The sequence below is a fragment of the Pseudomonas sp. TE9122 genome (genome assembly GCF_056278925.1).
Window position 1 is genome coordinate 742,907 of sequence record NZ_JBWBQI010000001.1, and the last position, 13,472, is coordinate 756,378.

At 59.6% G+C, this 13,472-nt stretch carries 10 protein-coding genes; all 10 read left to right on the forward strand.

Annotated features, from left to right (window positions below; all coding sequences use genetic code 11):
- Nucleotides 1-16: 16 nt before the first annotated feature.
- Nucleotides 17-2,392, forward strand: a complete 2,376-nt coding sequence (bamA, locus tag ACZ9BE_RS03160) for an outer membrane protein assembly factor BamA (RefSeq protein WP_041478127.1) — start codon at nt 17-19, stop codon at nt 2,390-2,392.
- Nucleotides 2,393-2,437: 45 nt separating this feature from the next.
- A complete protein-coding gene (locus ACZ9BE_RS03165; RefSeq protein ID WP_003222140.1) occupies nt 2,438-2,941 on the forward strand; it encodes an OmpH/Skp family outer membrane protein in 504 nt (167 codons plus the stop codon).
- A 3-nt stretch (nt 2,942-2,944) separates the two neighbouring features.
- Complete coding sequence (gene lpxD / locus ACZ9BE_RS03170; RefSeq protein ID WP_056783213.1) at nt 2,945-4,000, forward strand: UDP-3-O-(3-hydroxymyristoyl)glucosamine N-acyltransferase; 1,056 nt, start codon at nt 2,945-2,947, stop codon at nt 3,998-4,000.
- A gap of 106 nt (nt 4,001-4,106) precedes the next feature.
- Nucleotides 4,107-4,547, forward strand: a complete 441-nt coding sequence (gene fabZ, locus ACZ9BE_RS03175) for a 3-hydroxyacyl-ACP dehydratase FabZ (RefSeq protein ID WP_016771469.1) — start codon at nt 4,107-4,109, stop codon at nt 4,545-4,547.
- Nucleotides 4,544-5,320, forward strand: a complete 777-nt coding sequence (lpxA, locus tag ACZ9BE_RS03180; RefSeq protein WP_016771468.1) for an acyl-ACP--UDP-N-acetylglucosamine O-acyltransferase — start codon at nt 4,544-4,546, stop codon at nt 5,318-5,320. The genes fabZ and lpxA overlap by 4 nt, the downstream gene beginning before the upstream one ends.
- A 2-nt stretch (nt 5,321-5,322) precedes the next feature.
- On the forward strand, nt 5,323-6,453 hold the full coding sequence (gene lpxB, locus ACZ9BE_RS03185) for a lipid-A-disaccharide synthase (RefSeq protein WP_476248896.1): 1,131 nt from the start codon (nt 5,323-5,325) through the stop codon (nt 6,451-6,453).
- Nucleotides 6,454-6,464: 11 nt separating this feature from the next.
- Nucleotides 6,465-7,091, forward strand: coding sequence for a ribonuclease HII (gene rnhB / locus ACZ9BE_RS03190; protein ID WP_315435760.1), 627 nt, complete (start codon nt 6,465-6,467; stop codon nt 7,089-7,091).
- Nucleotides 7,092-7,167: 76 nt separating this feature from the next.
- A complete protein-coding gene (gene dnaE, locus ACZ9BE_RS03195; RefSeq protein WP_056783220.1) occupies nt 7,168-10,689 on the forward strand; it encodes a DNA polymerase III subunit alpha in 3,522 nt (1,173 codons plus the stop codon).
- A 139-nt stretch (nt 10,690-10,828) separates the two neighbouring features.
- Entirely contained in the window at nt 10,829-11,776 is a 948-nt protein-coding gene (locus ACZ9BE_RS03200; RefSeq protein WP_016771465.1) for an acetyl-CoA carboxylase carboxyltransferase subunit alpha, read from the forward strand.
- Nucleotides 11,777-11,907: 131 nt separating this feature from the next.
- Nucleotides 11,908-13,236: a tRNA lysidine(34) synthetase TilS gene (gene tilS, locus ACZ9BE_RS03205; protein WP_476248897.1), complete on the forward strand. Its 1,329-nt coding sequence runs from the start codon at nt 11,908-11,910 to the stop codon at nt 13,234-13,236.
- Nucleotides 13,237-13,472 lie beyond the last annotated feature (236 nt).

A 13,472-nucleotide genomic window follows, 5' to 3' on the forward strand; every position in this document is an offset into this window, starting at 1 on the left:
AATAAGAAAGGACTTCATGAAACGTCTGCTGCTAACTGCGGTTCTCACCGTATTGATGATCGCCGAAGTTCACGCCGAGTCCTTCACTATCTCTGATATTCGCGTCAATGGCCTCCAGCGGGTCTCCGCGGGTAGCGTCTTTGGTGCCTTGCCGTTGAACGTCGGCGAGCAGGCGGATGATCGTCGCCTGGTGGAATCCACTCGTGCGTTGTTCAAAACCGGTTTCTTTCAAGATATCCAGCTGGGCCGCGAAGGCAACGTTCTGGTCATCACCGTGGTCGAGCGTCCATCGGTCGCCAGTATCGAAATCGAAGGCAACAAGGCGATTTCCACTGAAGACCTGATGAAAGGCCTCAAGCAATCCGGTCTGGCCGAAGGCGAAATCTTCCAGCGCGCCACCCTCGAGGGTGTGCGTAACGAACTGCAACGTCAGTACGTCGCCCAGGGTCGCTACTCGGCAACCGTTGACACCGAAGTGGTTTCGCAGCCGCGTAACCGCGTGGGTCTGAAGGTGAAGATCAACGAAGGTACCGTTGCCGCCATTCAGCACATCAACGTGGTAGGCAATACGGTTTTCCCTGAGGAAGACCTGACCGACCTGTTCGAACTGAAAACCACCAACTGGCTGTCGTTCTTCAAGAACGATGACAAATATGCCCGTGAAAAACTTTCCGGTGACCTGGAGCGTCTGCGTTCCTACTATCTGGACCGCGGCTATATCAACATGGACATCGCTTCGACCCAGGTATCGATTACCCCGGACAAGAAGCACGTCTACATTACTGTCAACGTCACCGAAGGCGAGAAGTACACCGTTCGTGACGTCAAGCTCAGCGGTGACCTGAAAGTCCCTGAAGACCAGATCAAGTCGCTGTTGCTCGTGCAGAAGGGCCAGGTGTTCTCGCGCAAGCTGATGACCACCACCTCCGAGCTGATCACCCGTCGTCTGGGTAACGAGGGCTACACCTTCGCCAACGTCAACGGCGTGCCTCAGCCGCATGATGATGACCACACTGTGGACATCCTCTTCGCTGTCGATCCGGGCAAGCGTGCCTACGTAAACCGCATCAATTTCCGTGGCAACACCAAGTCCGAGGACGAAGTGCTGCGTCGTGAAATGCGTCAGATGGAAGGTGGCTGGGCTTCGACCTACCTGATCGACCAGTCCAAGACCCGTCTTGAGCGTCTGGGCTTCTTCAAGGAAGTCAACGTTGAAACCCCGGCTGTGCCAGGTGTCGACGACCAGGTTGATGTGAACTACGCCGTTGAAGAACAGGCTTCCGGTTCGATCACCGCCAGCGTCGGTTTCGCCCAGAGCGCCGGTCTGATCCTCGGTGGCTCGATCACCCAGAACAACTTCCTCGGTACCGGTAACCGCGTCAGCATCGGCCTGACCCGCAGCGAATACCAGAGCCGCTACAACTTCGGCTACGTTGACCCCTACTGGACCGCTGATGGCGTGAGCCTGGGTTACAACGCGTTCTATCGCACCACCGACTACGATGAACTCGATGCCGATATTTCCAGCTATGCGGTAGACAGCCTCGGTGCGGGCGTGAACGTCGGCTACCCGATCAGTGAGACTTCGCGTCTGACGTTCGGTCTGTCTGCCCAGCAGGACAAGATCAACACCGGTCGCTATACCGTTGACGAGATTTTCGATTTCGTCGAGAAGGAAGGCGACAACTACCTGAACTTCAAGGCCTCGGCCGGTTGGTCCGAGTCGACCCTGAACAAAGGCGTGTTGCCGACCCGTGGTCGTTCCCAGAGCCTGACCCTGGAAACCACCATTCCGGGCAGCGACCTGTCGTTCTTCAAACTTGACTACCGTGGTCAGCTGTTCCAGCCGATCACCGAAAACTACACACTGCGCCTGCACTCCGAACTCGGTTATGGCGATGGTTACGGTTCGACCGATGGTCTGCCGTTCTATGAAAACTACTATGCCGGTGGTTTCAACTCGGTTCGTGGCTTCAAGGACAGCACCCTCGGCCCGCGCAGTACGCCGAGCCGTGGTAACAACCCGGGCACTATTGCAGACCCGGACCAGGATCCACTGCCGTTCGGTGGTAACGTCCTGATCCAGGGCGGTGTAGAAGTTCTGTTCCCGCTGCCATTCGTCAAGGATCAGCGTTCCCTGCGTACTTCGGTCTTCTGGGATGTCGGTAACGTGTTTGACTCGCAGTGCAAGGACACTACGAACGCCAATGGTTCGTCGTCCAACACCAAGTGCAACGACATCAGCCTGAGCAACATGGCCAGTTCCGTCGGTGTCGGCGTGACCTGGGTCACCGCACTGGGGCCGTTGAGCTTCGCCCTGGCGATGCCGATCAAGAAACCGGATGACGCTGAAACTCAAGTGTTCCAATTCTCCCTCGGCCAGACGTTCTAAGCGTCTGACCCAAGATAACGACAATGGATTTTGTAGGAGTGCATCGTGCGTAAGTTGACTCAATTGGTTCTCCTGGCCTCCGTACTGGTGGCAGGCCCGGCGTTCGCCGACATGAAAATTGCCGTGCTGAACTATCAGATGGCTCTGCTGGAATCCGACGCGGCGAAGAAGTACGCGGTGGATGCAGAGAAGAAGTTCGGTCCGCAACTGACCAAGCTGAAAACCCTGGAAAGCAGCGCCAAAGGCATTCAGGACCGTCTGATGGCCGGTGGCGACAAAATGCAGCAGGGCGAGCGTGAGCGTCTGGAGCTGGAATTCAAGCAAAAGGCTCGTGACTTCCAGTTCCAGTCCAAGGAACTGAATGAAGCCAAAGCCGTTGCCGACCGTGAAATGCTCAAGCAACTGAAGCCGAAACTGGACAGTGCCGTGGAAGAAGTCATCAAGAAAGGTGGTTTTGACCTGGTGTTCGAGCGTGGCGCAGTCATCGATGTCAAACCTCAGTACGACATCACGCGCCAGGTTATCGAGCGCATGAATCAGCTGAAGTAACCCATGACCGTGACTATCAGGCTCGGCCAGTTGGCCGAGCACCTCGGCGCCACCCTGCGTGGCGACCCCGAGACGCAAATTACTGGGCTAGCCACTTTGCAAGAGGCTGGCCCAGCTCAGTTGAGCTTTCTGGCAAATCCCCAATACCGCAAATACCTGGCCGGTTCTCAGGCAGCTGCACTGCTGCTCAAGGAGGCCGACGCTGAGGGTTTTGCCGGTAATGCCCTGGTGGTGCCGGACCCTTACCTGGCCTATGCACGCATCTCGCATCTGTTCGATCCAAAGCCAAAAGCGGCTGGCGGGATTCATCCGACAGCGGTGATCGCGGCGGACGCAGTGGTTGATCCAAGTGCCAGCATCGGTCCGTTCGTGGTGATCGAAGCCGGTGCACGCATCGCTGCTCAGGTCACGCTGGGCGCGCATTGCGTAGTCGGCGCCCGCAGCGAAATCGGTGAAGGCGGCTGGCTGGCTCCGCGCGTCACGCTCTATCACGATGTGCGCATCGGCAAGCGTGTGGTTATTCAGTCCGGCGCAGTGATCGGCGGTGAGGGCTTCGGCTTCGCCAACGAAAAAGGTGTCTGGCAGAAAATCGCCCAGATCGGTGGCGTGACCATCGGCGACGATGTCGAGATTGGCGTGAACACCGCCATCGACCGCGGCGCTCTGGCCGATACGGTGATTGGCAATGGCGTGAAGCTCGACAACCAGATTCAGATCGCGCACAACGTCCAGGTCGGTGATCACACCGCCATGGCTGCGTGCGTCGGCATTTCCGGCAGCACCAAGATCGGCAAGCACTGCATGCTCGCTGGCGGTGTAGGTCTGGTCGGCCACATTGATATTTGCGACAACGTTTTCCTGACCGGGATGACCATGGTGACTCACTCGATTACCGAGCCGGGCGCCTATTCTTCCGGCACAGCCATGCAACCGGCGGCCGAATGGCGCAAAAGCGCGGCCCGCATCCGTCAGCTCGATGACATCGCGCGACGGTTAAAACAGCTGGAAAAGCGCGTTGGGGAAGTGACCCCTGACGGTAATGCTTCATCTGATGGCTGATACCATTTCCATATCAAGTGTGCACAGCCTCTGGACTGCCTCCTTGATTTGCTAGAGGAGTGCGCGTCAGTCGCGCTCCCAATCTTTACATAGGCTTTCCCCTGAAATGATGGACATCAACGAGATTCGCGAATACCTGCCTCACCGTTACCCGTTCCTGCTGGTGGACCGGGTGGTGGAACTGGACACTGAAGGCAAGCGAATTCGCGCCTACAAGAATGTCAGCATCAATGAACCGTTCTTCAATGGTCACTTCCCTGCGCATCCAATCATGCCGGGCGTGCTGATCATCGAGGCGATGGCTCAGGCTGCCGGGATCCTCGGTTTCAAGATGCTCGACGTCAAACCGGCCGACGGCACCCTGTATTACTTCGTCGGTTCCGACAAGCTGCGCTTCCGCCAGCCAGTCAAGCCGGGCGATCAGTTGATCCTTGAAGCGACTTTCATCAGCTGCAAGCGCAAGATCTGGAAGTTCGAATGCCAGGCTTCGGTGGACGGCAAGCCGGTCTGCTCGGCAGAAATCATCTGCGCGGAACAGAAAGTATGAGTTTGATTGACCCTCGCGCAATCATCGATCCGTCCGCCGTTCTGGCTGACGGCGTCGAGGTCGGCCCGTGGTCGATCATCGGCGCAGGTGTGGAAATCGGCGAGGGTACCGTGATCGGGCCGCATGTGATCCTCAAGGGGCCGACCCGCATTGGTAAACACAATCGCATCTACCAGTTTTCTTCGGTAGGCGAAGACACCCCGGATCTGAAGTACAAAGGCGAGGAAACCCGCCTGGTGATCGGCGACCACAACGTTATTCGTGAAGGCGTGACCATTCACCGTGGCACCGTGCAGGACCGTTCGGAAACCACGCTGGGTGATCACAACCTGATCATGGCCTATGCCCACATCGGCCATGACAGCGTCATCGGCAATCACTGCATTCTGGTCAACAACACTGCGTTGGCCGGGCATGTACACGTTGACGACTGGGCGATCCTCTCCGGTTTTACCCTGGTGCATCAGTACTGCCACATCGGCGCCCACAGCTTTTCCGGCATGGGCACAGCGATCGGCAAGGACGTTCCGGCGTTCGTCACCGTGTTCGGCAACCCCGCCGAAGCGCGCAGCATGAACTTCGAAGGCATGCGCCGTCGCGGTTTCAGCGAAGACGCGATCCACGCCTTGCGTCGTGCTTACAAGACGGTCTATCGGCAGGGCCTGACGGTCGAGCAGGCGCTGGCCGAGCTGGCCGAGCCGTCTGCGCAGTTCCCGGAAGTCGCCGTGTTCCGCGATTCGATCCAGGCGTCGACTCGCGGCATCACCCGCTGATCATGGCCAGTCTGCGTATCGCGCTGGTGGCGGGTGAGGCTTCCGGTGACATTCTCGGCGCCGGCCTCATGCGCGCGCTCAAGACTCAGCACCCGACAGTCGAGTTCATCGGCGTCGGCGGTCCGCTGATGCAGGCTGAAGGCCTGACCTCGTACTTTCCCATGGAGCGCTTGTCGGTCATGGGGCTGGTGGAGGTCCTCGGTCGGCTGCGTGAGTTACTCAAGCGCCGCAAAGAGCTGATTTCCACACTGATCGCCGCGAAGCCGGACGTGTTCATCGGCATCGATGCGCCGGATTTCAACCTCAATATCGAACTCAAGCTGCGTCAGGCCGGGATCAAGACCGTGCATTACGTCAGCCCGTCGGTATGGGCGTGGCGGCAGAAGCGGGTGCTGAAGATCCGCGAAGGCTGCGATCTGATGCTGACCCTGTTGCCGTTCGAGGCGAAATTCTACGAAGAGAAAGGCGTGCCGGTGCGTTTCGTCGGTCACACCTTGGCCGATACCATTCCGCTGCAAGCCGACCGCGCCGCTGCACGCGCCGAACTGGGCTTGGCCGACGGTCCGCTGGTAGCGCTGATGCCTGGCAGCCGTGGCGGAGAAGTCAGTCGCCTCGGTGCGCTGTTCCTCGACACCGCCGAACGTCTGCGCGCCATGCGTCCGGGCGTGCGCTTTGTCATGCCTTGTGCAAACCCGGACCGCCGGGTGCAACTCGAGGCCTTGCTTGCTGGCCGGGATTTGCCGGTAACTTTGCTCGACGGTAAATCTCATCTGGCGCTCGCCGCGTGCAACGCCGTGTTGATCGCCTCCGGCACTGCTACCCTTGAAGCGCTGCTGTACAAGCGGCCGATGGTGGTGGCGTATCGGTTGGCGCCGCTGACATTCTGGATTCTCAAACGCATGGTCAAAAGCCCATACGTGTCGCTGCCCAACTTGCTCGCTCAGCGCTTGCTGGTGCCGGAGTTGTTGCAGGATGATGCGACTGTCGAGGCGTTGGCGCAGACGCTGTCGCCCTTGATCGATGGCGGTGATGAACAGACCCGCGGCTTCGACGAGATCCACCGCACGCTGCGGCGCGATGCTTCCAATCAGGCGGCGCAAGCCGTCCTTGACCTGATCGGCAAACCACAATGAGCAAGACAAGCATGCAAATGGGCCTGGATTTCACCCTGGTCGCCGAAGTCGAAGAACTGGTCGCCGGTGTTGATGAAGTCGGTCGTGGTCCGTTGTGCGGTGCGGTGGTGACGGCGGCAGTGATTCTCGATCCGAAACGGCCGATCCTCGGCCTCGACGATTCGAAAAAACTCACCGAAGCCAAGCGCGAAAAGCTCTACGACGAGATCTGCGAAAAGGCGCTGAGCTGGTGCATCGCTCGCGCCGAAGTCGAAGAAATCGACGATCTGAATATCCTCCACGCAACCATGCTGGCCATGCAGCGCGCGGTTGCCGGTCTGCACATTCAGCCGAAACTGGCGATGATCGACGGTAACCGCTGCCCGCATTTGCCGATGCGTGCCGAGGCTGTGATCCAGGGCGACGGCAAGGTACCGGCCATCGCGGCGGCGTCGATTCTGGCCAAGGTCAGCCGTGACCGCGAAATGGCGGCATTCGAATTGATCTACCCGGGCTACGGCATCGGTGGCCATAAAGGCTATCCGACGCCCGTTCATCTGGAAGCGCTGGCGCGGCTCGGCCCGACGCCGATTCACCGCCGCTCTTTCGCCCCGGTACGCCTGGCTTACGAGGCGCGGGAAAGCCTGACGCAGGTTTAGGCGCAAGGCTGATGTTTTATTCGAGGCCCGGTACAATCCGGGCCTCGTTGTCTCTATGTAACTGGACAGGATCACTATGCCGGCTTCATTCGTTCATCTACGCCTGCACACTGAATACTCCCTGGTCGACGGGCTGGTGCGGATCAAGCCGCTGGTCAAGGCGCTGACCGCCATGAACATGCCGGCGGTCGCGGTCACCGACCAGAACAACATGTGTTCCCTGGTCAAGTTCTATAAAAACGCCATGGGCGCCGGCATCAAGCCGATCTGCGGCGCCGACCTGTGGCTGGCGAACAAGGACCCGGATGCACCGCTGAGCCGCCTCAGCCTGCTGGTGATGAACGCTCAGGGTTATCGCAATCTCACCGAATTGATCTCGCGTGGCTTCATCGAAGGCCAGCGCAACGGCATGGTCATCGTCGAGCGCGAGTGGGTGGCCGAGGCCAACGAAGGTTTGATCATGCTGTCCGCCGCCAAAGAAGGCGAGATCGGCATGGCCATGATCGGCGGCAATCCGGCGGAAGCCGAAGCGCTGGCGCGCGAGTGGATGGCGGTGTTCCCGGATCGCTTCTATCTGGAAATCCAGCGCACCAACCGCCCCAACGATGAAGAACAGCTGCACGGCGCCGTGGCACTGGCCGACAAGCTTGGCGCGCCGCTGGTGGCGACCAACGATGTGCGTTTCATCAAGCAGGAAGACTTCGCCGCCCACGAAACTCGTGTGTGCATCGGTGAGGGCCGCGCCCTCGATGACCCGCGTCGTTCGAAGAATTACAGCGATCAGCAATACCTGAAAAGCGCCGAGGAAATGCTCGAGCTGTTCAGCGATATTCCCGACGCCATCGAAAACACCGTCGAGATCGCCAAGCGCTGCAACATCGAAGTGAAGCTGGGCACACACTTCCTGCCCAACTTCCCGATTCCCGATGGCATGACCATCGACGAATATTTCCGCAAGGTCTCCTTCGAAGGTCTCGAAGAACGCTTGGCTGTGCTGCTGCCCAAAGACACTACCGAAGACTACGAAGCCAAGCGTCAGGTCTACGTCGACCGCTTGAATTTCGAGCTGGATATCATCATCCAGATGGGCTTCCCCGGTTACTTCCTGATCGTGATGGACTTTATCCAGTGGGCCAAGAACAACGGCGTGCCGGTAGGTCCGGGCCGTGGGTCGGGTGCCGGTTCGCTGGTGGCTTACGTACAGAAGATCACCGACCTCGACCCGCTGGAATATGACCTGCTGTTCGAACGTTTCCTCAACCCGGAACGGGTCTCCATGCCCGACTTCGACGTCGACTTCTGCATGGACGGTCGTGACCGGGTGATCGATTACGTGGCCGAGAAATACGGCCGCAACGCGGTGAGCCAGATCATCACCTTCGGTTCCATGGCCGCCAAGGCTGTGGTCCGTGACGTGGCGCGGGTGCAGGGCAAGTCCTATGGCCTGGCGGATCGTCTGTCGAAGATGATTCCGTTCGAAGTCGGCATGACCCTGGAAAAAGCCTACGAACAGGAAGAAATCCTGCGCGACTTCATCAAGGTCGATGAAGAAGCAGCGGAAATCTGGGAGATGGCGCGCAAGCTTGAGGGCGTGGTGCGTAACGTCGGCAAGCACGCCGGTGGTGTGGTGATCGCGCCGACCAAACTCACCGACTTCTCGCCGATCTATTGCGACGAGGCCGGTGACGGTCTGGTGACCCAGTTCGACAAGGACGACGTTGAGGCCGCCGGTCTGGTGAAGTTCGACTTCCTCGGCCTGCGTACCCTGACGATCATCGACTGGGCGCTGAAAACCATCAACCGCGACCGCGCCAAGGTCAACGAGCCGCCGCTGGATATCGCCTTTATCCCGCTCGACGACAAGCCGACCTATCAGTTGCTGCAAAAAGCCGAAACCACGGCGGTGTTCCAGCTTGAATCCCGGGGCATGAAAGAGCTGATCAAAAAGCTCAAGCCCGACTGCCTGGAAGATTTGATCGCACTCGTTGCACTGTTCCGTCCCGGTCCGCTGCAATCGGGCATGGTAGACGACTTCATCAACCGTAAGCACGGTCGCGCCGAACTGGCCTATCCGCACTCGGACTACCAGTACGACGGTCTCAAGCCGGTACTGGCGCCGACTTACGGCATCATCCTGTATCAGGAACAGGTGATGCAGATTGCCCAGGTCATGGCCGGTTACACCCTCGGCGGTGCGGACATGCTGCGTCGGGCGATGGGTAAGAAAAAGCCCGAAGAAATGGCCAAGCAGCGCGGCGGCTTCATCGAGGGTTGCGCGACCAACGGCATCGACGCGGATCTTGCCGGTAACATTTTCGACCTGGTGGAGAAATTCGCCGGTTACGGCTTCAACAAGTCCCACTCCGCCGCTTACGGCCTGGTGTCGTACCAGACCGCTTGGCTGAAAGCTCACTACCCGGCGCCGTTCATGGCCGCGGTACTTTCGGCGGATATGCACAACACCGACAAGGTCGTGACCTTGATCGAGGAAGTGCGGACGATGAAGCTGCGTCTCGACGCGCCGGACGTGAACACTTCGGAGTTCAAGTTCACGGTGAACGACGACGGCCGTATCGTTTATGGCCTCGGCGCGATCAAGGGTGTCGGTGAAGGTCCGGTGGAAGCGATCACCGAAGCGCGACAGGCCGGTCCGTTCAAGGATCTGTTCGATTTCTGCGCGCGGGTCGACCTCAAGCGCATCAACAAGCGCACCCTCGATGGACTGATCCGCAGCGGTGCGCTGGATCGCCTCGGCCCGTATTTCCACGACGAACAAAAGGCCTATCAGGCCAACATCGACCGTAACCGCGCGGTATTGCTGGCGGCGATGGAAGAGGCGATCAAGGCGGCCGAGCAGACCGCGCGAACCCACGACAGTGGCCACGCCGACCTGTTTGGCGGCTTGTTCGTCGAAGAAGACGCCGACGTTTACGCGTCTCATCGCAAAGCCAAGGAACTGACCCTCAAGGAACGCCTCAAGGGTGAAAAAGACACCCTGGGCCTGTACCTGACCGGTCACCCGATCGACGAATACGAAGGCGAAATCCGCCGCTTCGCCCGTCAGCGCATCATCGACCTGAAACCGGCGCGCGATACGCAGACGGTGGCGGGGATGATCATTGCCCTGCGGGTGATGAAGAACAAGAAGGGCGACAAGATGGGCTTCATCACCCTCGACGACCGCTCCGGACGGATCGAAGCGTCGCTGTTTGCCGATGCGTTCCATTCGGCGCAGTCGCTGCTGCAGACCGACGCGATGGTGGTGGTCGAAGGCGAGGTCAGCAATGACGACTTCTCTGGCGGTCTGCGCCTGCGGGTCAAGCGCGTGATGAGCATGGAAGATGCGCGGACCAATCTGGCCGAGAGCCTGCGCCTGAAGCTGCACACCCAGGATCTGAAAGGCGATCAGCTACGCTGGTTGGGCGAACTGCTCAAGCGTCATCGCGGCGCGTGCCCGGTGACCATGGAGTACACCAGCCCGGATGCGAAGACCTTGCTGCAGTTCGGCGAGACCTGGCGGATCGACCCGGCGGATGCCTTGATTCAAGCCCTGCGTGACCAGTTCGGGCGAGACAACGTCTTCCTCCAATACCGTTGACCGGCAAGTGCCATCATGGCGCTTGCCCGCAACCTGAATTTTTAATCTCGACCTCAGCGCGCCTCTCCCTTAAGGTAGGGCGCGAATAGACAACCGGCCGGCCCAAGCTCACTTGGGACACGACCCAAGACGGACGCCTATGAACCCGAATTTTCTAGATTTCGAACAGCCGATCGCCGACCTGCAAGCCAAGATCGAAGAGTTGCGCTTGGTCGGTAATGACAATTCGCTGAATATCGGCGATGAGATCTCCCGCCTGCAGGACAAGAGCAAGACGCTGACCGAAGACATCTTCGGCAAGCTGACCAGCTGGCAGATCGCACGCCTGGCGCGTCACCCGAAACGCCCTTACACCCTCGATTACATCGAGCACATCTTCACCGAGTTCGACGAGCTGCACGGCGACCGTCACTTCTCCGACGACGCTGCCATCGTTGGCGGTATCGCCCGTCTGGAAGACCAGCCGGTGATGATCATCGGCCACCAGAAGGGCCGTGAAGTGCGTGAGAAAGTTCGCCGCAACTTCGGTATGCCGCGTCCGGAAGGCTACCGCAAGGCCTGCCGTCTGATGGAGATGGCCGAGCGCTTCAAGATGCCGATCCTGACCTTCATCGATACCCCGGGCGCTTATCCTGGCATCGACGCTGAAGAGCGCAACCAGAGCGAAGCGATTGCCTGGAACCTGCGTGTGATGGCGCGTCTGAAGACTCCGATCATCGCCACTGTAATTGGTGAAGGTGGTTCCGGCGGCGCACTGGCCATCGGCGTCTGCGATCAATTGAACATGCTGCAATATTCGACCTACGCGGTGATCTCGCCGGAAGGTTGCGCATCGATCCTGTGGAAGACCGCCGAGAAAGCACCGGATGCCGCTGAGGCAATGGGCATCACCGCTGAGCGTTTGAAAGGCCTGGGTATCGTCGACAAAGTGATCAGCGAGCCACTGGGCGGCGCCCACCGTGATCCGGCAGCTGCCGCCGCTTCGATCCGCGCCGAACTGAGCTCGCAACTGGCGATGCTCAAGCAGTTCGATAACGAAGCGCTGCTCAAGCGCCGTTACGATCGCCTGATGAGCTACGGTCTCTAATCAGACGCGTGCTATCACTGTGGGAGCGAGCCTGCTCGCGAAGCCGGTATGACAGTCGACTAAATTGTTGAATGTTAAATCGCTTTCGCGAGCAGGCTCGCTCCCACAGAGGGTTAGGCAAAGGTGCAGATATGGGCCAGTCCTCAATTGATTTGCCATCCCGGCTATTGCTGAACCTTGAGCCCTGGCGCCACGCCGCTCACTGGCGCATCGCCTTCTCCGGTGGCCTCGATTCCACCGTCCTCCTGCATCTGCTCGCCACTCTGGCGAACACCGAATCCCTCCCTGCGCTCAGCGCCATTCATATCCACCACGGCCTTCAGGCTGCGGCCGATGCATGGCCGCAACATTGCCAGGCCGTTTGCAATGCGCTGGGCGTGCCGTTGCAAGTGAAGCGGGTGACCGTAAAGGGCGGGGCGAGCCTGGAGCGGGCGGCGCGGGATGCGCGTTACGCCGCGTTCAGTTCGCTGACGCAGAGCAATGACGTGTTGCTGACTGGCCAGCACCGCGATGACCAAGCGGAAACGCTGCTGTTTCGGCTGTTGCGCGGTGCCGGTGTACGCGGGCTCGGGGCGATGCCGCAGCAGCGTCCAGTGGGGCAGGGCACGCTGGTTCGACCGTTGCTGGATGTCAGCCGTGCTGAGCTGGAAGGTTATGCACAGGCGCATCAGTTGCGCTGGATCGAAGACCCGTCGAACCAGGACCGGCAGTTTTCGCGCAACTATCTGCGCCATCAAGTCATGCCGGTCCTCACCGAACGCTGGCCGCAAGCGCAGGCCAGCATGGCGCGCACGGCTGCGCATCTGCGTGAGGCGCAGGGCTTGCTCGATGAGCTGGCGCAGATTGATCTCGCACAAGCCGAAACGCCCCATGAATTCGCTTGGCTGGGTGTGCCATCCCTGGAGCTGACATCATTGAGGGCATTGTCTGACGCACGCCAGCGAAATGCCCTCAGCCACTGGCTCGAACCGTTGACCCGGCTGCCAGATGCTGACCATTGGTCGGGTTGGACAACGCTGTGCAATGCCGGCGCCGACGCTTCTCCGATCTGGCGTCTGGCCGACGGAGAGCTGCACCGCAGCGGCTGTCGCGTCTGGTGGCTGAGCGGCAATTGGTTGGGCGCGCCAGTGATCGGCGCCGACTGGCAGACCCCGACTTCAGCGCTACGCTTGCCGGATAACGGACGCGTCATGCTCCACGGGCAAGCTCCATCCGGGCCTTTGCGTATTGCCTATCGGCAAGGCGGTGAGGTCATGCAACTGGCCGAGCGCGGCAGTCGTGATCTCAAGCGTCTGCTCAACGAGCGCGCGGTCCCGGCCTTCGTGCGTGGCAGATTGCCGCTGCTGTTTCGTGGCGAAGAATTGCTCGCCGTGGCGAACCTGCCGGGTCTTGCTGGTCAGATGGACGAAGGCTGGACATTGCACTGGCAGCCAACAGACGAAGATCAAGGTTTGAGCTGAAAGGAGCATTCCGGTAGACTACGCTCCCTTCTTGATACAACTTCTGTGGATTCGCCTGAATTGCAGGAGTTGCCGATTACCAAGCAGTCTTTGCTGGGCGATTCCAAAAAATGTGTAGCGAGCAACGTACCGGTGTTTCATCTACCGGTCTGTCACAACGCGGCGGTTTTTTCGAAAGGTGCACTGTGATTAATGCAGGTGATCGGGGGCTTCGGCCTTCCTTCGCTTTCCCCGGC